The sequence below is a fragment of the Pantoea sp. T14 genome, from assembly GCF_036663535.1.
Classification (GTDB): Bacteria; Pseudomonadota; Gammaproteobacteria; order Enterobacterales; family Enterobacteriaceae; genus Pantoea; species Pantoea phytostimulans.
Genome location: NZ_JAWUEB010000005.1, coordinates 53,965 through 78,753, shown reverse-complemented (window position 1 = coordinate 78,753; position 24,789 = coordinate 53,965). Strand labels below are relative to the sequence as shown.

Annotated in this window: 23 protein-coding genes; 10 read left to right on the top strand and 13 right to left on the bottom strand. The window is 53.2% G+C overall.

The genetic code is table 11. From position 1 onward, the window contains the following. Nucleotides 1–8: 8 nt before the first annotated feature. The 8 genes from gyrB to SC127_RS01440 all read left to right on the top strand — a co-directional run bounded on the left by gyrB (nt 9) and on the right by SC127_RS01440 (nt 9,677). The gene (gene gyrB / locus SC127_RS01475) at nt 9–2,417 is read left to right on the top strand and encodes a DNA topoisomerase (ATP-hydrolyzing) subunit B (RefSeq protein WP_215848066.1); all 2,409 of its coding nucleotides are present in this window, start codon (nt 9–11) and stop codon (nt 2,415–2,417) included. Nucleotides 2,418–2,685: 268 nt separating this feature from the next. Beyond that, nucleotides 2,686–3,492: a sugar-phosphatase gene (gene yidA, locus SC127_RS01470; RefSeq protein ID WP_215848067.1), complete on the top strand. Its 807-nt coding sequence runs from the start codon at nt 2,686–2,688 to the stop codon at nt 3,490–3,492. A gap of 152 nt (nt 3,493–3,644) precedes the next feature. Further along, complete coding sequence (locus tag SC127_RS01465; protein WP_243079787.1) at nt 3,645–4,343, top strand: FadR/GntR family transcriptional regulator; 699 nt, start codon at nt 3,645–3,647, stop codon at nt 4,341–4,343. Beyond that, the gene (locus tag SC127_RS01460) at nt 4,340–5,215 is read left to right on the top strand and encodes a 2-dehydro-3-deoxygalactonokinase (RefSeq protein WP_332624923.1); all 876 of its coding nucleotides are present in this window, start codon (nt 4,340–4,342) and stop codon (nt 5,213–5,215) included. Before SC127_RS01465 ends, SC127_RS01460 begins: the two co-directional genes overlap by 4 nt. Beyond that, nucleotides 5,199–5,816: a 2-dehydro-3-deoxy-6-phosphogalactonate aldolase gene (locus tag SC127_RS01455; RefSeq protein ID WP_332624922.1), complete on the top strand. Its 618-nt coding sequence runs from the start codon at nt 5,199–5,201 to the stop codon at nt 5,814–5,816. Before SC127_RS01460 ends, SC127_RS01455 begins: the two co-directional genes overlap by 17 nt. Next, nucleotides 5,813–6,961, top strand: a complete 1,149-nt coding sequence (dgoD, locus tag SC127_RS01450; RefSeq protein ID WP_215848071.1) for a galactonate dehydratase — start codon at nt 5,813–5,815, stop codon at nt 6,959–6,961. Before SC127_RS01455 ends, dgoD begins: the two co-directional genes overlap by 4 nt. 96 nt (nt 6,962–7,057) lie before the next feature. Then, nucleotides 7,058–8,380, top strand: coding sequence for an MFS transporter (locus SC127_RS01445; protein WP_243079790.1), 1,323 nt, complete (start codon nt 7,058–7,060; stop codon nt 8,378–8,380). A 46-nt stretch (nt 8,381–8,426) separates the two neighbouring features. Next, a complete protein-coding gene (locus SC127_RS01440; protein WP_332624921.1) occupies nt 8,427–9,677 on the top strand; it encodes a DUF3748 domain-containing protein in 1,251 nt (416 codons plus the stop codon). Here SC127_RS01440 and SC127_RS01435 read toward each other — a convergent pair. Next, nucleotides 9,658–10,020, bottom strand: a complete 363-nt coding sequence (locus SC127_RS01435) for a YceK/YidQ family lipoprotein (protein WP_215848073.1) — start codon at nt 10,018–10,020, stop codon at nt 9,658–9,660. The genes SC127_RS01440 and SC127_RS01435 overlap by 20 nt on opposite strands. Before the next feature lie 286 nt (nt 10,021–10,306). Here SC127_RS01435 and ibpA point away from each other — a divergent pair, with 286 nt between their 5' ends. Further along, a complete protein-coding gene (gene ibpA / locus SC127_RS01430) occupies nt 10,307–10,723 on the top strand; it encodes a small heat shock chaperone IbpA (RefSeq protein ID WP_215848074.1) in 417 nt (138 codons plus the stop codon). Nucleotides 10,724–10,811: 88 nt separating this feature from the next. Here the strand turns inward: ibpA and SC127_RS01425 are convergent, their stop codons facing one another. Genes SC127_RS01425 through SC127_RS01400 form a run of 6 tightly spaced genes read right to left on the bottom strand, consistent with a single transcriptional unit; the run spans nt 10,812 to nt 16,535 of the window. After that, nucleotides 10,812–11,723 carry an EamA family transporter gene (locus tag SC127_RS01425; protein ID WP_332624920.1) on the bottom strand — a complete coding sequence of 304 codons (912 nt, stop codon included), beginning with the start codon at nt 11,721–11,723 and terminating at the stop codon, nt 10,812–10,814. A gap of 21 nt (nt 11,724–11,744) precedes the next feature. Continuing rightward, nucleotides 11,745–12,245 (bottom strand): YbaK/EbsC family protein, encoded by a 501-nt coding sequence (locus tag SC127_RS01420; RefSeq protein ID WP_243079793.1) that lies wholly within the window; start codon nt 12,243–12,245, stop codon nt 11,745–11,747. A gap of 29 nt (nt 12,246–12,274) precedes the next feature. Continuing rightward, on the bottom strand, nt 12,275–13,075 hold the full coding sequence (locus SC127_RS01415; protein WP_332624919.1) for a 2OG-Fe(II)-dependent halogenase WelO5 family protein: 801 nt from the start codon (nt 13,073–13,075) through the stop codon (nt 12,275–12,277). Between the two features lie 5 nt (nt 13,076–13,080). Next, nucleotides 13,081–13,788, bottom strand: a complete 708-nt coding sequence (locus SC127_RS01410; protein WP_215848078.1) for a class II glutamine amidotransferase — start codon at nt 13,786–13,788, stop codon at nt 13,081–13,083. Further along, nucleotides 13,776–15,050 (bottom strand): ATP-grasp domain-containing protein, encoded by a 1,275-nt coding sequence (locus SC127_RS01405; protein ID WP_243079795.1) that lies wholly within the window; start codon nt 15,048–15,050, stop codon nt 13,776–13,778. Before SC127_RS01405 ends, SC127_RS01410 begins: the two co-directional genes overlap by 13 nt. A gap of 18 nt (nt 15,051–15,068) precedes the next feature. After that, complete coding sequence (locus SC127_RS01400; protein ID WP_332624918.1) at nt 15,069–16,535, bottom strand: hypothetical protein; 1,467 nt, start codon at nt 16,533–16,535, stop codon at nt 15,069–15,071. Between the two features lie 239 nt (nt 16,536–16,774). Between SC127_RS01400 and SC127_RS01395 the strand changes: the two genes are divergently transcribed. Further along, nucleotides 16,775–18,226, top strand: coding sequence for an aminotransferase-like domain-containing protein (locus SC127_RS01395; RefSeq protein WP_243079797.1), 1,452 nt, complete (start codon nt 16,775–16,777; stop codon nt 18,224–18,226). On the opposite strand, the gene SC127_RS01390 is transcribed toward SC127_RS01395, so the two are convergent. The 6 genes from SC127_RS01390 to SC127_RS01365 all read right to left on the bottom strand — a co-directional run bounded on the left by SC127_RS01390 (nt 18,223) and on the right by SC127_RS01365 (nt 24,788). Then, nucleotides 18,223–19,470, bottom strand: coding sequence for a valine--pyruvate transaminase (locus SC127_RS01390; protein WP_243079798.1), 1,248 nt, complete (start codon nt 19,468–19,470; stop codon nt 18,223–18,225). The two genes, SC127_RS01395 and SC127_RS01390, sit on opposite strands and share 4 nt — an antisense overlap. An 81-nt stretch (nt 19,471–19,551) precedes the next feature. Then, entirely contained in the window at nt 19,552–20,526 is a 975-nt protein-coding gene (ghrB, locus tag SC127_RS01385) for a glyoxylate/hydroxypyruvate reductase GhrB (protein ID WP_243079799.1), read from the bottom strand. A gap of 72 nt (nt 20,527–20,598) precedes the next feature. Continuing rightward, entirely contained in the window at nt 20,599–21,879 is a 1,281-nt protein-coding gene (locus SC127_RS01380) for an MFS transporter (protein ID WP_243079800.1), read from the bottom strand. Nucleotides 21,880–21,914: 35 nt separating this feature from the next. Next, the gene (locus tag SC127_RS01375; RefSeq protein WP_215848081.1) at nt 21,915–22,868 is read right to left on the bottom strand and encodes a sugar kinase; all 954 of its coding nucleotides are present in this window, start codon (nt 22,866–22,868) and stop codon (nt 21,915–21,917) included. Between the two features lie 9 nt (nt 22,869–22,877). After that, nucleotides 22,878–23,624, bottom strand: a complete 747-nt coding sequence (locus SC127_RS01370) for a sugar phosphate isomerase/epimerase family protein (protein WP_332624917.1) — start codon at nt 23,622–23,624, stop codon at nt 22,878–22,880. 138 nt (nt 23,625–23,762) lie between these two features. After that, the gene (locus tag SC127_RS01365; protein ID WP_215848082.1) at nt 23,763–24,788 is read right to left on the bottom strand and encodes a LacI family DNA-binding transcriptional regulator; all 1,026 of its coding nucleotides are present in this window, start codon (nt 24,786–24,788) and stop codon (nt 23,763–23,765) included. Nucleotide 24,789 lies beyond the last annotated feature (1 nt).

Here is a 24,789-nt window from a genome sequence, read left to right as displayed (position 1 = left end):
AAACGTTGATGTCGAATTCTTATGACTCCTCAAGTATCAAAGTCCTGAAAGGACTTGATGCGGTACGCAAACGCCCGGGTATGTATATCGGCGATACGGATGACGGCACCGGTCTGCATCACATGGTATTCGAGGTCGTGGATAACGCAATCGACGAAGCGCTCGCCGGTCACTGTAGTGACATTATGGTCACCATTCATGCGGATAATTCAGTTTCCGTTCAAGATGATGGGCGCGGTATCCCAACCGGCATTCACGAAGAAGAAGGCGTCTCTGCCGCTGAAGTGATCATGACCGTGCTGCACGCCGGCGGTAAGTTCGACGACAACTCCTATAAAGTTTCTGGTGGCCTGCATGGCGTAGGCGTTTCTGTGGTTAACGCCTTGTCAGAAAAACTCGAGTTGGTTATTCGCCGCGAAGGCAAAGTACATCATCAGATCTATCAGCATGGCGTGCCGCAGTCACCGCTGGCTGTGACTGGTGAAACTGAAGCGACCGGTACGCGCGTGCGCTTCTGGCCGAGCCACCAAACCTTTACCAATGTCACTACGTTCGAGTACGACATCCTGGCAAAACGCCTGCGTGAACTCTCGTTCCTGAACTCAGGTGTCTCTATTCGTCTGGAAGACAAACGCGATGACAAAAGCGATCACTTTCATTACGAAGGCGGCATCAAGGCGTTTGTTGAATACCTGAATAAAAACAAAACCCCAATCCACCCAACAGTGTTCTATTTTTCAACTGAAAAAGATGGGATCGGTGTGGAAGTGGCGCTGCAGTGGAACGATGGTTTCCAGGAAAACATCTACTGCTTCACCAACAACATTCCACAACGCGATGGTGGCACACACCTTGCGGGCTTCCGCGCGGCAATGACGCGTACCCTGAATGCCTATATGGACAAAGAGGGTTACAGCAAAAAAGCCAAAGTCAGCGCGACCGGCGATGATGCGCGTGAAGGATTGATTGCAGTGGTGTCGGTAAAAGTGCCGGATCCAAAATTCTCCTCGCAGACCAAAGATAAACTGGTCTCTTCTGAGGTGAAATCTGCGGTCGAGCAGCAGATGAACGAACTGCTGGCAGAATATCTGCTGGAAAACCCAGGCGATGCAAAAATCGTGGTGGGTAAAATTATTGATGCTGCACGTGCCCGTGAAGCGGCGCGTCGTGCACGTGAAATGACGCGTCGTAAAGGCGCGTTGGATCTGGCGGGCTTGCCAGGCAAACTGGCGGATTGTCAGGAACGCGATCCGGCGCTGTCAGAAATCTACCTGGTGGAGGGTGACTCCGCAGGCGGCTCGGCGAAACAGGGCCGTAACCGTAAAAACCAGGCGATTCTGCCGCTCAAGGGTAAAATCCTCAACGTTGAGAAAGCGCGTTTCGATAAAATGCTCGCTTCACAAGAAGTGGCAACGCTGATCACTGCGCTGGGTTGCGGCATTGGCCGCGACGAATATAACCCGGATAAATTGCGTTATCACAGCATCATTATCATGACCGATGCTGATGTCGATGGCTCGCACATCCGTACGCTGCTGTTGACCTTCTTCTATCGCCAGATGCCAGAAATTGTAGAACGCGGTCATGTCTACATTGCTCAGCCACCTCTTTACAAAGTGAAGAAAGGCAAGCAAGAGCAGTACATCAAAGATGATGAAGCGATGGATCAGTATCAAATCGCCATCGCGCTTGATGGCGCTACGCTGCACACCAACGCCAGCGCACCGGCACTCGGCGGCGAGCAGCTAGAAACCTTAGTGGCTGATTTCAACAGCACGCAGAAGATGATCAAACGTATGGAGCGCCGCTATCCGGTCGCGCTGTTACGTGCGCTGATTTACCATGCAACGCTCAGCGAGTTGGGTAATGAAGCGGAAGTAACAGACTGGTTAAACGGCCTGGTTTCCTATCTGACTGAACGTGAAGCGCACGGCAGCACCTATTTTGCGCAGATCCGTGAAAACCGTGAAGAGCATCTGTTCGAACCGGTTTTACGTGTGCGTACTCACGGTGTTGACACCGATTATGTGCTGGATGCGGAGTTCATTCAGGGGCCAGAATACCGCAAGATCTGTGCTCTGGGCAGCAAACTGCGCGGCTTGCTGGAGGAAGATGCTTTCATCGAACGTGGTGAGCGTCGACAGCCTGTTGCCAGCTTTGAACAAGCAATTGAGTGGCTGGTAAAAGAGTCACGTCGTGGTTTGTCGGTGCAGCGATACAAAGGTCTGGGCGAAATGAACCCAGAGCAGCTGTGGGAAACTACCATGGATCCAGGCAGTCGCCGCATGCTGCGCGTCACCATTAAAGACGCGATTGCTGCCGACCAGCTGTTTACTACGTTGATGGGTGATGCGGTTGAACCGCGCCGCGCCTTCATCGAAGAGAATGCGCTGAGAGCAGCAAACATTGATATCTAATCGTTGATATTCACTGACGCGACGAAAAACCCTTCCTTATTCGGAAGGGTTTTTTTATGCCTGTCGCGCACTTGAAAAGCGAAAACAGGCGCAATGAGCCGTTGATTCCTCGCAACATTCTCTCTGGTTAATGCGCCATCACATCTGTGATGGCTTTTTTTTTGCTTTACGCCCCATTCCGAAGCTGTTGCCAAACGTGCCGATAAACTGGTCAATGTGAGCTGAATCGCGCTAGCATTGAATAAAACCCTGACTCAACGAGGACGTTATGGCAATTAAACTGATTGCGATTGATATGGATGGCACGCTGCTCAACCCACAACATCTGATCACGCCGGGAGTAAAAGCAGCACTTGATCACGCACGCCAAAAAGGTGTGTCCATTGTGCTGGCAACCGGCCGCCCGTTTGTTGGCGTGCAACGTTATTTAATGGAGCTGGATCTCCAGGCTGGCCAGTATTGCATCAGCAATAACGGTGCGCTGGTACATCGTGCGGAAGATGGCGAATGCGTCGCAGAAGTCACGCTAACGTTCGACGATTATCTTTACGTTGAGCAGCTGGCACGTGAACTGGGCGTACATTTTCAGGCGTTTGATAAATCTCATCTTTATACCCCAAACAAAGATATCAGCGAATATACCATTCATGAAGCTAGCCTGACCGGCATTCCGGTGCGTTATCGCGCCGTAGAGGAGATGGATCGCAACATGCGTTTTCCTAAGCTGATGATGATCGATAAACCGGGGCTGCTGGATTCCGCTATTGAGCGTTTGCCCGCCCACGCGAAAGAGACTTACACCCTGCTGAAAAGCGCGCCTTACTATCTCGAAATTCTTGACCGTCGCGTCAATAAAGGTCAGGGCGTGAAAATGCTGGCAGAAAAACTCGGCCTGAAGCAGGAAGAAGTGATGGCGATTGGCGATCAGGAAAACGATTTAGCGATGATCGAATATGCAGGCACCGGCGTTGCAATGGGTAATGCCATTGAATCTGTTAAGAAAATCGCGCAGTTTGTCACGAAAACTAATATGGAAGATGGCGTTGCTTACGCGATTGAAGAGTTAGTGCTTTAATTTCTCGGCGGCCAGGCGCCGCCCACTTCCCTTCATTCTACGCTCCTCACCACCTGACGATGTGTCTGTTTTGTGATCAACATTGTAGTACAACCCAACAAGGTGGTACTACAATCTTTCCTGCGCATCATTCAGGAAAAGGCAGATAAATCGTGGATCAGCAGGACGTCAGTAAAACCGATCGTATTCTTCTCACGCTAGGTGAAGAAATTGTCTCTGGACAGTTCGCCCCCGGACAGGCGCTGCCTGCAGAAGCGGAGCTGTGTGAACGCTTTACCACGTCGCGCAACATAATCCGTGAAGTTTATCGCTCGCTAACAGCAAAACGGCTTATCGAAATTAAACGTTATCGCGGCGCCTTTGTCACAACCCATCAGCAGTGGAATTTCCTCGACAGCGACGTGCTGCAATGGTCGCTGAAGCACAACCACGATCCGCAGTTGATTGCAGCGATGAATGACGTGCGTGTGTTAGTGGAGCCGCAGCTGGCGCGTTGGTCAGCGGAACGCGCCACATCACAGGATTTAGCCCAGATCGAGCACGCGCTTAATGACATGATTGCGCATCATCACGATCGCCAGGCATTTAATGATGCTGACATGCGTTATCACGAAGCGCTGCTAACCTCCGTCCACAACCCTATTTTGCAGCAACTCAGCATCGCGATTGTTCAGCTACAAAAAGCGGTATTTGAACGCACTTACCAACCCGATCGCGACAATATGCCGCAAACATTGCGTGAGCATCAGATGCTGTTTGAGGCCATTCGTCATCAGGATGCCGATGCAGCAGAAGCGGCGGCTCGCACCATGATTGCCAGCTCAACCCAGCGCTTAAAGGCAATCTCATGAGCCGCTATATCGCTATCGATTGGGGTTCAACCAATTTACGCGCCTGGTTTTACCTGGATGGCGAATGCCAAGAGACGCGACGCTCAGAAGCAGGCGTAACGCGATTAAATGGTCGCAGCCACCAACAGGTATTTGACGAAATCGTGCACGGCTGGCCAGTCAGTGAATTACCCGTGGTGATGGCAGGCATGGTCGGCAGCAATGTTGGCTGGCTACCTGCGCCTTATCTTCCTTGTCCGCTACCACTCGAATCCATTGCCGCACAATTAACTCACGCCGGCGAAAACCGTTGGATTGTGCCGGGATTGAGCATTAACCACGCCGATAACCATAACGTGATGCGCGGTGAAGAGACGCAACTGCTGGGTGCCCAGGCATTAGCACCTGCCGCCGTTACGGTCATGCCAGGAACACACAGTAAATGGGTGATTGCCGAAGGCGACTGCATCGTTGATTTCCGCACCGTCATGACCGGTGAACTGCACCATTTACTGCTTAAACAATCGCTTATCGGCAACGGTTTACCCGAACAGCACGATGATACGCAGGCTTTTCACCGTGGGCTGGAAATCGGTGTTAACGATGCCTCAATTTTGTCGCGATTGTTCGAGGTCCGGGCACAACATCTGTTGGGTACGCTACCACGCGAATCGGTTAGCGATTTCCTTTCTGGTCTACTGATTGGTCATGAGGTTGCCAGCCAGCAGCGCCAGCTCGCGCTAGCCGCGCCAGTAACGCTGGTGACTAATATGCAGCTGGCGCAGCGTTATCAGCATGCTTTCACCCTGATCGATATCCCGACGCAATGGCTGGAAGGCGATCGTGCCTTCCAGCAAGGAATACGGAGAATTGTTGATGAACTTACCGATTAAATTACCGCTGATTGCCATTTTGCGTGGCATTAAGCCGGAAGAAGCGGAAGCACACATTCGCGCACTGATTGATGCGGGTTTTGATGCGATAGAAGTCCCACTTAACTCACCAAACTGGCAGCAAACCCTTCCACAAATGGTGCATCAGTTCGGCGATCGTGCAGTGATTGGGGCAGGAACCGTGTTAAAAACCGCACAGGTTGATGAGCTGGCATCAATCGGCTGTCGCCTGATCGTTACGCCGAATACCGATGCGGCAGTCATTCAGCAGGCGGTCAAACACAAGATGTGGGTTGCCGCCGGGTGCGCCACGGCGACAGAAGCATTCAACGCCGTAAATGCAGGGGCGCAGGCGCTGAAAATTTTCCCCGCTTCAGTCTTTGGCGCGGCCTATATCAAAGCGATCAAAGCGGTGCTGCCGCCTGAAATCCCGGTATTTGCAGTTGGCGGCGTTACGCCACAGAACCTGGCGGAATATTTGGCAGTCGGCTGCATAGGTGCCGGTTTAGGCAGCGATCTCTATCGTGCCGGTCAATCGGTGACGCAGACTATCGAGAAGGCGCAAGCCTTTGTACAGGCTTATAAGGAGGCGACGCGATGAAAATTACCAGGCTCACGACCTACCGCTTACCGCCGCGCTGGATGTTTTTGAAAATTGAAACTGATGAAGGCGTATCGGGCTGGGGCGAACCCGTGATCGAAGGACGAGCCCGTAGCGTAGAGGCCGCAGTCCATGAACTGGGTGAAGCGTTGATCGGTCAAGACCCAGCGCGTATCAACGACGTGTGGCAAGTCATGTATCGCAGCGGTTTCTATCGCGGCGGGCCAATTTTGATGAGCGCCATAGCAGGTATCGATCAAGCATTGTGGGATATCAAAGGTAAAACCTTGGGTGTGCCTGTTTGGCAACTGCTTGGCGGGTTGGTGCGCGACAAAATCAAAGCCTACAGCTGGGTTGGCGGCGATCGCCCCGCTGACGTGATTGCCGGTATCGAAAAATTGCGCACTATCGGTATTGATACGTTCAAGCTCAACGGCTGTGAAGAGATGAGTCTGATCGACAGCAGCCGCAAGGTAGATGCTGCGGTCAATACCGTCGCGCAGATCCGTGAAGCCTTTGGCAATCAAATTGAATTCGGCCTGGATTTTCATGGTCGCGTAAGTGCGCCTATGGCGAAGTTGCTGATTCACGAACTGGAACCTTATCGCCCACTGTTCATTGAAGAGCCGGTGCTGGCAGAGCAGGCAGAATATTATCCTCGCCTGGCCGCGCAAACCCACATCCCGATCGCGGCGGGTGAACGCATGTATTCGCGTTTCGAATTCAAACGCGTCCTTGAAGCGGGTGGATTAGCGATTCTGCAACCTGATCTGTCGCACGCGGGCGGCATCACCGAATGTGTGAAAATTGCCGCCATGGCCGAAGCCTATGATGTTGGCCTCGCGCCGCATTGCCCGCTGGGCCCGCTGGCGCTCGCCGCCTGTTTGCAGGTTGATTTCGTTTCACATAACGCCGTGTTCCAGGAACAGAGCATGGGCATTCACTACAATCAGGGCGCAGAATTGCTGGATTACGTGGTGAACAAAGCGGATTTTGCCATGAATGACGGCATGTTTTCTCCCTTGTTAAAACCTGGCTTAGGCGTCGAAATCGATGAAGCCTTGGTGATCGAACGCAGCCGCAACGCGCCAGACTGGCGCAACCCTTTATGGCGCCACGTCGACGGCTCTGTCGCCGAATGGTAAAGCGTTAATTCAACCCTCTGCATAACTAAAAAAATCTCTGTGGTTCCGCGCTAGCGTGGAATCCAGGCCAGCTGCACCCTACGTGAGGACATTCCGATGACACAACATCTGCACCTCAGCACCGTCAAAAAAATGAATTTACGCATCATGCCGTTCATCATGTTGCTCTATCTGATCGCCTACATTGACCGCGCCAACATCTCAGTCGCTGCGCTACAGATGAACGCCGACCTGGCGATGACAGCCGAAATGTACGGCATTGCCGCCGGGATTTTTTACGTCACTTACATCATCTTTGAAGTGCCAAGCAACGTGTTGCTAACGCGCGTTGGCGCCCGCCGCTGGATTGCGCGCATCATGGTGAGCTGGGGCATTATTGCCGCGGGTATGAGCCTGGTGCAGACGCCAACCCAGCTCTATGTGATGCGCTTTCTGCTCGGTGCGGCGGAAGCGGGTTTTACGCCCGGCATCATTTATTACCTCTCCTGCTGGTATCCGCGCAGCGACCGCGCTCGCGCCATGTCGATGTTTTACATTGGCGCCGCGCTGGCCTCGGTGATTGGTCTGCCGCTTTCCGGTAGTTTGCTGAATATGCACGGAATGCTGGGCGTCGAGGGTTGGCGCTGGTTGTTCCTGTTGGAAGGGATCCCCGCCTTCTTCCTCGGCATTGTGACCTGGTTTTATCTCGACGATTCTCCGGCAAAAGCGCGCTGGCTCACTGCTGAACAGCGAAACTGGCTGGCACAAACTATCGCCCGCGACGAACAGCACTCCGCTATTCATCATCACAACTGGCGCGTGGCATTAAAAAGCGGTCGTGTCTGGGCGCTGAGTTTGCTGTGGCTGCTGCAGGCATTTGGCACCATCGGCGTCACGCTGTTCCTGCCGCTGATTGTTAAAGGCGTAGCGGAAGATCGCAGCAATCTGATGGTGAGTTTACTGTCGGCGGTGCCGTTTCTGTTTGCCTGTATTTTTATGTATTTCAATGGCCGACATTCTGATCGTACCGGCGAACGCGCACGCCATTTAGGGCTGCCGCTGATGGCTTCCGGCTTGCTGCTGTTGGCCGCGATGGCGGTTTCGCAACAATGGATAGCTTACCTGTTGCTGGTGTTGATGGTAGGACTGAACTGGGCAATCACGCCGGTATTTTGGGCGGTCACTACCGAAACCATTTCTGGCGTAGCCGGTGCCGCCTCTATCGCCTTAATCAATGCAGTCGCGAACATTGCTGGCTTGGGCTTTCCCCCGATTATGGGACGCATAAAAGACGCAACCAACAGCTACAACGATGGCTTGTTAATTGTGGCAGCCGCGCTGATTTTAGGCGGCATATTGGGTTTGGTGATGGGCAGAAAAAAGGCCATTGAAGGACACGAAGCCCCTGCCAAAGCGGTAAATTCGAAGCTGCATCTTTAACGCATTTGGCGTAGCGTGTGGGCAACTCTCTGATCAGGTTGCCCTCATGCGCGAAAAACAACTTACCTTTGCTTCACGTCATCACCAACTCACTAATATCAACGTCTGGACCGCAGACAGCCAATGGCTGGCCTTTGATGTACGTCCTTCAGGCGCGTCATTTACCGGTGAAACCCTTGAGCGTGTCAATGTAGAAAGTGGCGATGTCGAGGTGGTGTATCAGGCAAAAGAGGGGGCGCATGTTGGCGTTGTCACCGTCAGTCCAGATTTGCCGCCCCGCTACGTCTGCATTCACGGCCCGGAACATCCTGACGAAAGCTGGCATTACGATTTTCACCATCGCCGCGGCGTCATTGTGCAAAACGGTGAAGCGCAGAATCTTGATGCCTGCGATATTACGCCGCCGTTTACGGCCGGCGCGCTGCGTGGCGGCTCTCACGTTCACGTTTTCAGCCCAGATGGCTCGCGCCTTAGCTTTACCTATAACGACCATGTGATGCATGAATGGGATACGCGCCAGGATCTGCGCAATGTCGGCATTGCTGTGCCATTGCATGCGGTCACGCCACCTAAACAACATCCACGTGAATATGATGGCAGCCATTTCTGTGTGTTGGTGAGCGCCACCACGGCGCAGCCCAAACCGGGCAGCGATGACATTAATCGTGCCTACGAAGAGTGCTGGATTGGCAATCAAGGCTATATAAAGCCGGATGGCCGCCAACAACGGTGGGCGATCGCCTTTATTGGCGACACGCTCTCGCCGCAAGGGGATAAACAGCCGGACATTTTTGTGGTTGATCTACCCGATGCGCTTGAGGATTACGCCCGCGCTGGCGATACACCGCTGGAAGGCCGCAATGATTGTTTGCCTGCACCGCCCGCTGGCGTCACGCAGCGCCGCGTCACCTTTAGCGGTTTGGCGCAGCAGCCACGCCATTGGTTGCGTGCGTCATCCGATGGCAGCGCCATCGCGTTTTTAAAAGCAGATCGACAAGGCGTAATCCAGTTATGGAGCGTTTCGCCTAACGGTGGCGAGCCACGGCAGATCACCCAACTGGCGAGCAGCATTCAGTCAGCGTTCAGCTGGCACCCCGAGGGCAAGGCGATTGCATTTGTATGTGATAACAGTGTGATGCGCTGCGACGTGTCGAGCGGTGATTGCCAGCGGTTAACCGTTCAAAGCGATGAAGCGCCGTCCGGCGACGCCGTTGTGTGGTCACCTGACGGAAAACAGATCGCTTATATGCGTGAAGTGAATGGTTGGCGTCAGCTGTTTAAGGTTGCGGCTGAATAGTTGGCATCGGCTGTGCCTGAGCCAGATTCTCTTGCGTATGTGCCAGCTTTTCGCTCCGCAAAACGCGAGCACGTGGGGAATCGAGGGATTGATCGTGGTCGCTGCGATAATAATCCCACGGCAGCAGTAGCGTATCCATTACTGCTGAGAACGGCAGGTCAACCAATGCCAGCGGCTTCAATGCCCAGCTGGTGTTGTCATCCACTAACATATCAGCGCTGGCGCGCGTGCCGGGATAATAACCCTGGCTTGCGCCAGTGTGTGACATCACGCTGGAACAGCCTGTTGTCGCCATAGCGCAGCAGACAATGCCTGCCAGCGGTAAGGTTTTCATTATTTTCATTTCCATCATCCCTTCAGTCGTGATATTCGCCTGACTGAGTTGGCTCGCCTGACTACGTCATCACTCTACGGTGAAGTCCGCCTTGGTCAGACAAAGGTATCCCTGAGTGTATGTCATTTCACCAGATTGGCGAAAAAAATTGCTTTTGGGGCCTTGAAAGTCGCTGGCTGGCACCCATTTTTATATCACGGTCATGCAGGGTGTCGCCGAAAGGGACGCCGAAGACCGAACAACCTGTCCAATAGTGGAAGGTTGCCAAAACTTGCTGAATTTCAGGAGTCTTATTATGCGGAATTTTGATCTCTCTCCACTTTATCGCACCTCTATCGGTTTTGATCGCCTGTTTAACTTGCTCGAATCAAACCAAAACCAGAGCAACGGCGGTTATCCTCCGTACAACGTTGAACTGGTGGATGAAAATCACTATCGCATCACTATTGCGGTCGCGGGCTTTGCACAAAGCGAACTGGATATTACTTCACAAGACAATATGCTGATTGTGCGCGGTGCGCATCCTGAAGAGCAGGTCGAGCGTAAATATCTCTATCAAGGCATCGCCGAGCGTAATTTTGAACGTAAATTTCAACTGGCTGATCACATCGTCGTGCGCGATGCACGGCTTGAAAATGGCCTGTTAAGCATTGATTTGGAGCGCATCGTTCCAGAAGAGGCGAAACCACGCCGCATTGAAATTCTGAAATAATAATCCCTGCCGCACGTTTACGCGACGTTACGCAGGTACAGAAAGTCGATGAGATAAACGCCGCAGCGATGCGGCGTTTTTTTATTGCTTAAGGCTGTGTACGCATCAGAAATCGTTGCGTCACCATACCGCCAAACACATTCACCAACAGCCCAATGATGATCACCGAAGCGCCCAGCATTTGCTGTGCAGAGAGGGTTTCATTGAGAAACAGCGCCGCGCTCAATATACCCACCACCGGCACCAACAGCGAAAGGGGTGCGACACGCCAGGTTTCATAACGGCTGAGCAAATTGCCCCAAATCGCATAACCGACAATGGTGGCGACGAAAGCCAGATAAATCAGCGCCAGCACAGTTTGCAAGGTGATATGCAGCAGACTGAAAACAATTGCCTCTTTACCTTCAAACAGAAACGCGCAGGCAAAAAACGGTCCGATCGGCACCAGCGCGCTCCAGATCACCAGCGACATGATCGGCACCTTGCGGTTACGCATAATGATTTTGTTGGTAATGTTCCCCAAACCCCACGACAGCGCGGCGGCCAGCGTCAGCATCATGGTGGTTAACGTAATGCCTGCGGTGGCTTGCCCCTTCATACCTGCAGTCGCCAACATAAACATGCCCAGCGTAGCGATGATAATCCCGGCGATGTGATTCCAGCGCAGTTTCTCGGCTAACAGCAATGCGCCGAGCAGAATGGTGAAGAAGGCTTGCGCCTGCAAGACCAGCGACGCCAGGCCAGCCGGCATGCCCAACTTGATCGCCAAAAACAAAAACGCAAATTGACCAAAACTGATGGTGATGCCATACACCACCAGCCAGCGCAGCGGGATCGCCGGACGACGCACAAAGAAAATCGCTGGAAATGCGACCAAGGCAAAACGTAACCCTGCCAGTAAGAAAGGCGGCATTCCCTGCAGCCCCAGTTTAATCACCACAAAGTTCACGCCCCACGCCACCACCACGCAAAGTGCTAACAGCATATCTTTTACGGACATCACGTCCTCCTTCTGCTGCCGTCAGGCGGTGATCGCCATCGGCGTGGCAATCTCTGCACAGCAGTGTTCACCCACAATATGAAAATAGTCTGCTACCGCCAACGCGATCGATTTTTCCAATGCACCGGCGTTAAACCACAACGTGCCCACCTCCTGTAGCCGCGCGTCCACGCGCAGCGCCAATCGGTCATCAAAACTAAACGGCGGCACCGCCCCCATTACGCACTGGGTCAGCGCCTGCGCCATCTCTGGCGTAGCGAAGCTCGACTTCTTGCCGCCAATCGCCCGCGCCGCGCTTTTAAAGTTGATCTTGCAGTCGCCCGGCACAATCGCTAACAGGTAGCGCGAATCCGCGCCTTCCGGCATGGTGACTTCCAATACCATCGCTTTTGCTGCCTGGTTCAACGCGTTACCACGAATCTCGCTGATGACATCGGTCTGACCGATCGCGTCATGCTCTACCACACGGTAATCCGCCTGATGCTCATCCAGTAATGCTGTGATTTTTTCAAATACTGTCATTCCGTTTTCCTCATTGACGGGCCCCTGAATTAACTCCAGGCAATGGCATGCTTCATTTTTTTGTCAGTCAGACCAAAGAAGAAACCCATGGTGATGCGGGTATCGCCTTCGACGCGATCGATTTCATGGTAAAACGCCGGATTAAACAGGTAGATATCTCCACTGCGCGGCGAAAATTCACAGGTTTCGCTGCTGTCCGTCACGCCACTTTGATAGCCCAGCTCTCCAGCGGTTTTGAAACGCTCATCTTCCGGTGACCACTTCTTGTTGTAGATACGCAGCGTCCCGCCGGCATTTGATTCCTGAAGGCACACCACACAACTCAGCTGATGCAGAATCTGAGTTACCACCAGATCAGTCTCTGCGGCATCGCGTACGATGTTGTCGTTATGCAGCGGATTCGCGACACCATTGGCATGAAAGCGCACGATGGAACCCGCGTAATCACCCTTTCCTGGTTCATGCGCAATCCGCAAACTGTCGAGCTTGAGCGTATGTTGCACCCAGTTGTAAATCTGCGTGCGCAAGCAACTCAGTGACGGCGGCAGCGACGGCTGAATATCGCGCAGCTCGGTAAAGTAGTTATCCGGCGCAGCAGTATGTTTTGCCAGATACGGTCCCAGCGTCGTGAGTGCCCCGTTGGGATAGTGGGAGACGCGGATCTTTTCGCGACACGATTGCAAATCATCGACCACCGCTTCGCGCACTTCTGGCGTGATGAAATTACGCAGCACCAGCAAAGGCACACGCGCAGTAACGATGTCATCCAGCCAGGTCGTTTCAACGAACATGTTGGGATTGATGACGCGGATCTGATTAAAAATGGCCATGTTGTTTACTCCCACAAAGGAATCTCATGAAGTTCATGATTGCTCATGCGCCGCCAGGTGTCGGCACTGCCCAGTGTTGAAACAGGTTCTGAAGAGATAAATGTGCAGCCGTCCTGTTGACGGTAATGCATCGTAAAATAGTCAGGATAGGGTGTGTCTTCTGGATACCATTGCCACGCCCAGGCTTTTTCCCGGGTGACGACAAAGGCATTGCCTGCGCTGCCGCCCGGCGCGACTTGTGCCATTTTGCTGCGCAGGTAATCGCGGTTGAAATCGGCTGGTGTGACCTTATCAACCAAATATTGCAAATATTCTGCCGAGTCAAAACGCGACTCCGTTAAGCCAAGATGGCGGTAAACCGTGGGCAAAAACCCGTTGTGCATCATGTACCAATGGTTGCCAGCACTGTTGCGCCACAGCGGATGTGAAAATTCCAGTCCGTGATTTTTGGTCAACGTTGCATGGCGTACATGTACCGCTAAAAAACGCCCGCGTAGTCGATCAATATCAATACCCGGCAGCGCTTCGGCAAAGGTATCGGTGCCGTGCAAAGTACGAATCTGCCCCTCTTCCAGCCACAAACAGCCCCACCCGTTGGGATGTGCTTTTATCGGCCCGTCGTGTTCGGCGCTTTCGCCACAACTCATAGCACGCGCAGCTTCCAGTACAGTAGCGGGGTCAAACTGGCCGTGCGCCAGAATCATCCTGCACATAATAAATTTCTCCCTATGCTGGCTGTTTGCGAGGTAATGATCTGATTAAATATCGCCAAAATGTCGTCACGCCCGCCGGTTGTCAGGCGGAAGGTGGCGAGAATACCGGCGTGGCGGGTTAAATCAGCATACAGCGACGATCGCTGCGAGACCTGCAACGCGGGCAGATTAAGTGGCGGCATCAATACGCCCTGTTGATGCTGCGCGATCCAGGTTTCTGCTGTCTGCAGCTGTTTACTTTGCCGCAAGCGCAGCTGACCTACGGCATGAGGTGGCGCAAATTCCAGCGCAGGCATCGGCTTACCGGCTTCAATTTGAAAAGCGATCTCGGCCCAGTTAATGCCGGTGACTTCCTGCACCAAATTCACCACACCCATGCCGGAAAGGCGAAAGCCCATTTCCAAAAAATGTGGCACGCCATCCACTACGATGAAATCGATATGAAATGCGCCTTGCCGGTAATCAAAGGTTTCACAGCAGAATTTCATCAGGCTGGAAAACGAAGGCGGTAAGTGTTCGGCGGATGCGGCAACATGGCCCGACTCGTAGAAACTGACGCAACCTTCAGCATCACGATGCTGCTCAATCACCTTTTGGCAGCAGGTCAGCGCTTGCGGATGACCTTCATGCACCACACCTTGCAGTGAATATTCATCGCCCGGCAGCCAGCTTTCGACAATAAAACCGGTAAAGCCGCGACCGCCGTAATTCATGGTTTCCACCAGTTTGTTTACCACCGCCGCGAGTTGGCTTTCCTCTTCGATTAACCAAATGCCTAAACCCCCGCCACCATCTACAGGCTTGATCACACAGGGGTAAAGCAGCGCATCCTGCGCATCAAGAATGCTGAGTGGCGAAGCGAAGAAACGAAATTCCGGCTGTGGAAAGCGTGACCAGGCTTTTTTTAACGCCATGCGCTGCGCATATTTATCCAACGGAATAAAGGCTGCGGGCGCATCGGGGCCAGCCAGCATTTCGCGCACCCGACCGGCGCTGGTGTTGTAGGCTTCAAACCCGGCCAGCACCACGTGCGGGTGTTCCAACATCCCGGCGCGCATATAAGCCTGCATCACATCCCACGGGTTTTCGGGCCGATCGAGACGTAAAATCAGATCGAACGGCAGTGACAAGCTAAGCGACTGGTAATCAACAAAATCGCCCATCTCTGCCAGCACGGTAAAATAACCTTCGCGCTTCGCGACGTCGCAATAAGGATTTTGTCCGTCGCGGGTGGCACCAATCTGCAGGAAAATCTTTCTCATCGCTCTGCCTTACCGGGATTAGCGCCCGGAGATCACTTCGGTCACGGTGTCCTGAAGCACGCCGTTATTGACCTGTATCACCGCTTTATGCGGATCAAAACGCAGCACGCGCGACAGCGGATCGGCACTTTTGCCGTCCAGCAACGAACTGACCTGTTTGCTCTGCCAACAATGACGCATTTGTGCCATCGTCATACCGGAAAGCTGGGATAACGAGTGAGCCAGCGTCATATCGTCACTGCGCTGGCTAAGAAAATCGCGAATCGCCGTTTCATCCAGCGCAATATTTTGCTGTGTCAGCCAGCTGTTGAGCTGTTTTCCTTCCTCAATGAACGGGGAATAAATCATGCAAACCAGCTGTGTTTCATCTAAATCGAACGCCTGTTCAGCGAACTGGGCTGCACGCTGGCGCTGGCGCTCAATGGCTGCATCATCCTGATAACGCGCCGCCATCTCATCGATAAGCTGCGGTGGAAAATCTTTTTGCACCATCAAGCCAAGCGCAAAGCGCACATATTCCCGAATGCCTTCGGCATAGTTTCTTTGCAACAGCGTTTCGGCTCGCAGGCCGCGAATATGCGCCATTAAGGTTGGATTGCCGCAGTCCGATTCAGAGAAGCTGAACATCAGGTCGTCAAAACGAAAGCGCATAAAGTCATTAAGCAGTGCCCAATGCGCACCCGCTTCATAAGCGGTATCTTCATAGATGTTGAAAAACAGCGGATCGCGCGCCAACTGATGCGTAATACGGTGGGCGGGCGTGACCTGATCGGCACCATAAATATCAGAAAAATAGCGGTCGGCTACACCATCCAGCGTTTGTAGAAAGCCACTAAAGCCACGGCTTTTATCCGCAACGGGCGCATCAAACAGGCGAGAAAGGTGGCGCGCCCAGGCAACGTAGGATGTTTGTTCCTGTGGCGAATCGCCGGTGATGATCACATCAACGCCGCCGTTGTAATCGGCTGCCAGCCCAAAGGAGTTGACCATGCTGAGGTTGCAGGCATTGCAAAAAGTGGAACGCGCATCTGCGCGAAAGCGGTGGCCGTTCATCAGCACATCGTTGCGATTTTGCTGGCGGACGCTGTCCGGCATCGGCAAATGCCGCTCGAACGGACGAATCTGTAAGCCATCGACCACCAGACATTCGGTGAATTCATCATCCGGAATAGCCAGTGATTGATAAACGCGATCGATATTTTCCATCACGCTGTCGCTCATCGCCGCATGGCGGTTGGTGCTAATGCGTAGGCGAAAGGTGTTGCCCTGCTGCTGCCAGATAAGACCTTGAATGTATCGAACGTAGGCGACCATATAGCTACTGTCTTTGCCGCCGCCGTAGGCGAGCAGCACGCGGTTATTATCAAGCTGTTGTGTGTCCGGCAAAGCCGCAAGTAAACGTGTTGAGCAACGATTAGCAGAGTCGATGATTGCGGGCGAAAGAAAGGCTTCAATTTCCCTCATCATGGTGGACAAATTATTCATTTTTCACTTTTTCCTTTGGCTAATAAAATCGCATGAACGACGTGGAAAGAATTGATTCCACTAGAAAACGCCACGGCGTGGTTAGCTAATAAATGTCTCGGTCATTGAGAGCGTTAGACGCAAGCCAGCCTCGGAGAAATACCCGTCTTGCATCATGAATAATTAAGAGATGCAGCCTAAAGTACTTTGAATGTACTCTGTTGAATATGCACAGATCAGCACGATATGGGGTGGAACAGATGGCGGATGTTATCGGGGAGCAGGAGAGTCAAAGCAGTCGTTACCGCCAGATAGCAGAACAGATCAAGCAGGCTATTCATGCGGGCACGCTGCTGCCAGACAGCCGCTTACCGTCGGTACGCACGCTGGCCACGCAATATAATGTCAGCCTGACGACGGCGTTGAAAACATTACGCACGCTGGAGGATGAGCATTACGCGGTAGCACGCCCGAAGTCGGGCTTTTTTGTTGCACCCCGTCTGCTGGAGAAACATTCACGGGTAACGCTGGGTGAGCAGCCGCGTGAAGTCGCCCCGCTGGATGAGCAAACTGAGCTGCATCTGGCGATGGTCGGCTCAGATTGCCGCGTACGCCTTGATTTGGCGAACGGTGACAGCGCGCTCTATCCCGTGAAGAAAATCGGCTTGCTGATGCGCCAGATGGGTTACAGCAAACCGGCGCTGTTGGGTAACACGGTAAAAGGCACCGGCTACGCGCCGCTGAAAACCGAGATCGCCCGTCGGGCGGTCGATTACGGCTGCAACATCAACACGGATGATATTCTGATCACCAACGGCTGCATCGAAGCGATTTCACTGTCGCTGCGTGCAACCGTCAAACCCGGCGATATCGTGGCGGTGGAATCGCCCTGCTATTTCGTCTTATTGCAGATGCTGCGTAATCTTGATCTGCGAGTGATTGAAGTCGAAGCCGGGCCAGAAGGCTACGTTAACGTAGAAAAGTTAACGGGACTGTTTCGCCGTAAAGCAGTAAAAGCGTTTCTTACGCTCTGCAACATCAACAACCCATTGGGAAAAAGCATTCCCAACGAACAGAAAGCGTATATTGCGCGCCAGGCCGACGAAAATGATGTGGTGATCATTGAGGATGATATTTTTGGTGATACCGCGTTTGGTGAACGCCGGCCCTTTCCCATGCGGGCCTTTAGCCCGAATGTCATTTTGTGCAGCGGCTTCTCGAAAACCGTGGCGCCAGGGATCCGCATCGGCTGGGTTCACAGCGTGAATTTCATGCGCAAAATTGCCTCGCTGAAATATACCTCCACCATGGGCACGTCAGTGCTGTCGCAGGCGGCGGTTGCAGAACTGCTGCGCAGCGGCGGCTACGATGCGCACCTGCGCAAGCTGCGACGTGAGCTTTCATCACAAATCAGCAAAATGCGTCAGTCGGTGCTACGCGAGTTTCCGGTTGGCACGCGCGTTTCTGAGCCAGAAGGCGGTTATGTCTTGTGGGTAGAGATGCCGGTTAACGCCTTAAATGTGCGAGCACTGTTTTTAAAAGCGCGCAATGCGGGCATTGGCATTGCGCCGGGGCATATTTTCGCCACCGATGACCGCTACGATCACTGCTTTCGGCTGAATGCCGGCTTCGGCTGGAACGCCGAAGTCGAGCAAGCCATTCGTCAGCTGGCACAATGGTGCCAACAATCGTTGATCGAAAAGCAGGTTTAGTCGCGCCAGGCGTCCTCTACTTCTTCCGCCAGAATCTGTATCGCACGCTCGATATTGCTGGCATCCGGGACATAGTTCATACGCATACACTGGTGCGTGTGCGGCCATTCATGTTCAAGCCCGGGGAAGAAGAAGTGGCCTGGCACCATCAGTACGCCACGCGCTTTGAGTCGTTGATAAAGCGTTTCCGTGCTGATCGGCAAATCGCGGAACCAAAGCCAGAGGAAAATCGCGCCTTCGGGTTTATGGATCAGGCAGCGATCTTCCGATAAATAGCGACGAATAATGGTGATCGTCTGTGAAACCTTATCCTGATAAAACGGCTTGATCACCTCTTCTGACACGCGCAGCAGATCGCCACGACGAATCATTTCACAGGCAATGGCCGGGCCGATGCCGCCCGGTGCCAGGCTAATAATGCCGTTCATGTTGCCAATCGCGCTGATGGTTTTTTCGTCGGCAATGATAATGCCGCAGCGCGCCCCCGGCAGACCCAGCTTGGATAAACTCATGCAGAGAATGATGTTGGGATTCCACAGCGGACGTGCATCGCTGAAGATAATGCCGGGAAAAGGCACGCCATAAGCGTTGTCGATCAGCAGCGGAATATCATGTTGCTGCGCCAGTACATCCAGCTTTAATAACTCTTCGTCGGTAATAACATTGCCGGTTGGGTTGGTGGGACGCGAGACGCAAATCAGTCCCACATCCTCATTCATCGGGAGATGTTCGAAATCGACGTGATACTTAAACTGGCCTGCTGGCAACAGTTCGATATTCGGTTTCGCCGAGACAAATAATCCTTCATCCAGCCCGGCATCAGCATAGCCGAGATATTCCGGTGCCAGCGGGAACAGCACGCGCTTTTTGCTGCCATCGGCGCGACGTCCAGCGAACAGATTAAACAGATAGAAAAAAGCGCTTTGGCTGCCGTTGGTCAGCGCAATATTTTCTGCGCTGATGGGCCAGCCCAGCTTTTCGCGCAGCAGTTCTGCCAGCGCTTCCAGCAAAACAGCCTTACCACGTGGGCCATCGTAATTGCAGAGCGCTTCGCTCAGCTTGCCTTCATCGTGCATCTGTTGCAGCAGTTGCTGAAAATAGTCGTTCATTGCCGGGATCTGCGCGGGATTACCGCCGCCAAGCATGATGGTGCCAGGCGTGCGCAAGCCTGCGCCCATGTCTTCCATCAAACGTGAGATACCGGAATTTTGTGTAAATTTGTCGCCGAATTGAGAAAAAGCCATAGCGGTTAAAAATTTGTAATAACGAATGGGGGATCCACCATAACGCCCGCCAGTGGCGGGCGCAATGGGAAGGCGCTCGGATTACTTCAGCGCCTGCGGGTTTACGCAGTTTTTCTCAACGTTGCCGCTCAGTGCAGCGATCAAATTTTCCACCGCATCCTGCATCATGCCGTAGCGGGTTTCGTGGGTGGCTGAACCAATGTGCGGCAGCGTCACGACGTTAGGCAGTTTCAACAGCGGCGAATCTGGCGAGACCGGTTCTTGCTCAAATACGTCCAGACCAGCAGCGTGGATCGTCCCGTTCTGTAACGCAGCAATCAGCGCATTCTCATCCACCACCGGGCCACGTCCGGCATTAATCAGCACCGCGCTCGATTTCATTAATTTAAGCTGTTCAGCGCCAATCATATGGTGCGTCTGCTCGGTCAACGGCAGGCTGATACAGACAAAATCACTCTCTTTCAGCAGCGTTTCCAGATCGCAGCGCTGGGCATCAAAGCGTGTTTGCGCTTCTTCATGTTCGCGGCGAGCGTTATAGAGCACCTTCATACCAAAACCAAAATGCGCACGCTGCGCCAGCGCCATGCCGATGCGGCCCATGCCGAGAATTCCCAGTGTTTTGTGGTGTACATCAATGCCAAACAGATCCGGGCCAATGCTTTGCTGCCATTTACCTGCCTTCACCCACGCATCCAGCTCGGTGACGCGGCGGGCGCTGCTTAATACCAGCGCCATCATGGTATCGGCAACGGTTTCGGTCAGTACGGTCGGCGTGTGCATCAGCACCACGTGACGCTGATTCAACGCATCGACATCAAAGTTGTCATATCCCACCGAAACGCTGGAGCAGACACGCAGTTTTGGCATCTTCGCCAGTAAGTCACCATTCACTTTGCCGCCAGATCCCAGTAAACCTTCTGCCTGTTGCAAGGCGTCTGCATATTGCTGTTGGCTTTCTGGCGACAGATCGTTGATTTCAGTCACCGCGCAGTGTTCGTCGAGGCGGGCGCGCAAATCGTCGGGCAGGCTTTTGTACAGAATCACAGATGGTTTCATCAATTGCTCCCTGTAAATGAGTGACGGGCGACACACAGGTCGCCCGGAAAAATACGCTTAGCGCTTACGCTTTCAGGCGTGTTTCGCACCATGTAGCGGCGGCGTTTTGTTTTGTGCTGGTTTGACGATTAACGTCAACCAGACTGAAACCAACAAGGCACCGCCCATAAAAATGTAGGAGGCTGACGGGCTACCGGTCGCTCCATTAAGATAGCCGACAACCCAGGATCCCAGGAAGGAACCGAGTGCACCCATGCTGTTGATCAGCGCCATCGCGCCACCCGATACGTTGCGAGGCAGCATTTCAGGGATAATGGCGAAGAACGGACCATAAGGGGCATACATCGCAGCACCCGCAATCACTAACAGCGCATAAGAGAGCCAGAAATTATCTGAACCCACCAGATATGAACCGAGGAAAGCCAGCGCACCAATCAACAACAGCGGCCAAACAAACAGCTTACGGTTTTGTGTCTTATCCGAAGCCCAGGAGACCACCACCATCGCAATGGTCGCTGCCAGATACGGTACCGCCGACAACCAACCTGCTTCAACCATGCCCATTTGCGTACCGTTACGCAGAATCGACGGTAGCCACAGCACGAAACCATACACGCCGATGCTCCAGGCGAAGTATTGCAAACACAGGATGATCACGTTGCGGTTACGGAAGGCTTCGCCGTAGTTACGTACCGCTTTGATATTCTCTTGCTCTTTCTGTAATTCAGCCTGTAAGGCCGCTTTTTCCGCTTCACTCATCCAGCGCGCCTGCGCCGGCTTATCTTGCACCAGGAACCACCAGGCAACGGCCCAGATCACCGCCGGAATTCCCTCAAAGATAAACATCTCGCGCCAGCCGAACGATTCAATCAGATAACCGGAAACCACCGACATCCACAGTACCGTGACCGGATTACCTAAAATCAGAAAGGTGTTTGCCCGCGAACGTTCTGACTTGGTAAACCAGTTGCTGATGTAAATCAGCATTGCAGGCATAACCGCGGCTTCCACCACGCCAAGTATAAAGCGAATGGCCGCCAGCATCGGAATGTTGCTTACTACCCCGGTCAGCGAGGCGCAGCCGCCCCACAAAATCAGGCACCAAAAAATCAGTTTTTTCACGCTACGGCGTTCAGCGTAAATGGCACCGGGGATCTGGAAAAAGAAGTAGCCGAGGAAGAACAGCGCGCCAAGTAGCGACGACATGCCTTTGGTAATGCCCAGGTCGTCGTTAATGCCTGCCGCAGAGGCAAAGCTAAAATTCGCACGATCCAGGTACGCCAGACTGTAGGTGATAAACACGATGGGCATGATGAACCACCAGCGTTTAGGCGCAATTGTCTGCTTTTTCATAGAAAAACCCTCTGTCAAAGCGATTGAGATGCAGGTTAGTATTCGCCCAATTGCTGACGCGTCGGCAAACCTTCGCTGTCGCCAATCACCTGAATCGCCAAAGAACCAATTTTGTTACCGCGGCGAATCGCCTGCGGTAGCGTTTTACCTTCCAGCAGCGCGCTAATGACGCCAACCGCGAAACCATCTCCAGCGCCGACGGTATCCACCACGTTGTCGACCAAAATGGCTTCTACCTGCCCTTTTTCGCCCTCCGCAGTTTTAAACCATGCGCCGTCACAGCCGGTTTTGATCACCACCGCTTTCACCCCTTTATCGAGGTAGAAGTCAGCGATAGCTTCCGGTTGACGATGGCCGGTTAAAATCAGCCCTTCATTTTCACCTGGCAGCACCCAATCGGCATATTCCGCTAAATGGTTAAGCTGCTTACGCATTTCATTTTCGCTGCGCCATAAAACGGGACGCAGGTTGGGATCGAAAGAGATCGTTTTGCCGCGTGCACGCATCTCTTTTGCCGTGTGTTTCAACAGCGCTAATGAACTGTCAGAAATCGCCGCCGCCACGCCGCTTAGATGCAGATGGCGCGCAGAGCCAAAATAGTCGTGATTAAAATCTTCCACCGAAAGGTGACTGGCTGCCGAGCCTTTACGAAAATACTCCACCAGCGGGTCAGAACCATCGTCCACTTTTGACTTAAGCTGAAAGCCGGTCGGATAGCGTTTATCACAGGCTACCTGCTGATGATCGATGCCTTCTTTATCAAGTTGCTGACAGATGAAGCGACCAAAGGTGTCATCACCGACACGGCTTACCCAGCCGACCTTCAAGCCGAGACGCGCCAGACCGATTGCCACGTTAAGTTCTGCGCCAGCCGCGCGTTTTACAAACGTTTCAGCAGCGGCCAGATCGCCGGTCTCACGCGCAACGAACATTGCCATCGCTTCGCCGATGGTCACAACGTCAAGCATGCCGGTTTGATGCGTTGTCATGTTTACTCCTTAAACGTTGCGCAGTAGCGCCACGTAATGACGTGTGACGGTCAACAAATCATTGCCTTCCAGCGGAAATTCAATACCGCGCGGTGCATTTTCTGGCAGCTTTTTCAACAGGTTTAGCCAGCTCTCATCCGCGTCGTCCAGCGCAATAGCGCGGAAGCTGTCGCCTTGCGCGACCGCCGCTTTAACATGGATATAGCTGACATACGCACCCAACTCAGCGGCAGCTTGCTCGGCGTTTTCTTGTGTCCAGCACCAGTTAGCCATATCGAACGTCATGCTAATGGGTAAATCTGCTTCGCTGACCGCAGCGAAAAAACGCTGAGACGGCGCCAGCTTGCCCTGTTCAGTTTGATCGTTTTCTACCGCCAGCTGGATATCGCTGCTGGCAAGAAGTGCGCGCAGCTGCTCGGTTGGCAGCGTTTGGAAGTTGCCCAATGCAATTTTCAAACGCTGAGCCTTTAACTGCTGCGCTTCTTCAAAGTAGTTCGTCAGCTGAGGATTTAATCCGCCGTCGTCACAAAACAGCGTATCGGGTACGGAATAGCTGGTACGTAACTGATGCTGCTCAATGGCTTTAGCCAGCGCAGGCAAGTCAGCCAGCGTGGCGTCATCAAACAGTTCGCGGCGGATTTCAACACCGTCTGCACCAGCCTGTTGAATGATCGGCAATAAGGCTAACTGACCACCCAGTGCGGCGATCTGCTGATGCCCATAGGCGGCGGTAACGACGATGATTTCTGCTTTCATGTTTTGCTCCTGCGGGGACATTCCCGTAACGAATATAAAAACGTTAGATGGAACCGGTTCCAAAGCAAAGAAGCAAAACTTGAAATTATGATCGTGCTCACGAAGTGAGCACGGCGTGGCGGGAAAGAGTCTTAAAAATTAGGGCAAACGCTGGCTGGAACCACGGATAATCAGTTCACCGGGAAAAACCTGTTCAACGATCGGCAGATCGTTGCTTTGAATACGGGCGATTAAGCGCTCCAGCGCTGCATAACCAATCTGCCAGGTCGGCTGTTTCAAGGTCGTGATGCCGACACCCGCTAAAGCGGCCCATTCCAGTTCATCAAAACCGAGTAGACCAATCTCATCGCCCCAACGCAGATTAATGCGTTGCAGAGCACGCGCGACTTGCAGGGTTAACGCGCCGTTAGCCGCCATCACCGCACTGCGCTTGCCCGCATGACGCTGGTAGAAAGCATTCAGGGCTGCATCCATTTCAGCGGGCTGATGCAGCGGCACTTCAGCGTTTTCATGCTGTATATGCGGGTAATCAGCGAGCACTTTTCGAAATGCCTGCAAACGCTCGCGACGCGTATTGACGCTGCCTAGCGGTTCGCTGAGAAACAGCAAGGCGTCATAACCGTTATCCACCAAATGACGCGTCGCCGTTTCAGCAGCTTCGGCATTATTCAGCCCAACCACATCACACGCAAAGTCAGGAATTTTACGGTCAATCAGGACCATCGGCAGCAAAGATTGTTGCAGGCGACTCAATACTTCTTCACGCATCCCAACGGCGTTGACCACAATGCCTTCCACCTGATAACTGCTGAGCAATTGCAAATAATGCTGCTCCAGATCCACTTCGTTATTGGTATTACACATCAGTAAGGTGAAGCCACATTCACGACAGGCCGCTTCAATGCCGCACATCACGTCCACAGAGTAGGGATTGGTGATATCGGCGATGATCAAACCAATTAGCCGGGTTCGGCCACGTTTTAGGCCGCGCGCCATCTGACTTGGGCTGTAGCTCAGGTCAGCAATAGCCTGCTCAATGCGGGCCTTGAGATCCACAGAAAGGAGATGTTGTTCACCGTTCAGATAGCGAGAAACACTGGTTTTTCCGGTTCGTGCCGCGTGAGCAACATCGCTGATAGTGGCGCGAGGCGGCCTGGTTTTCATG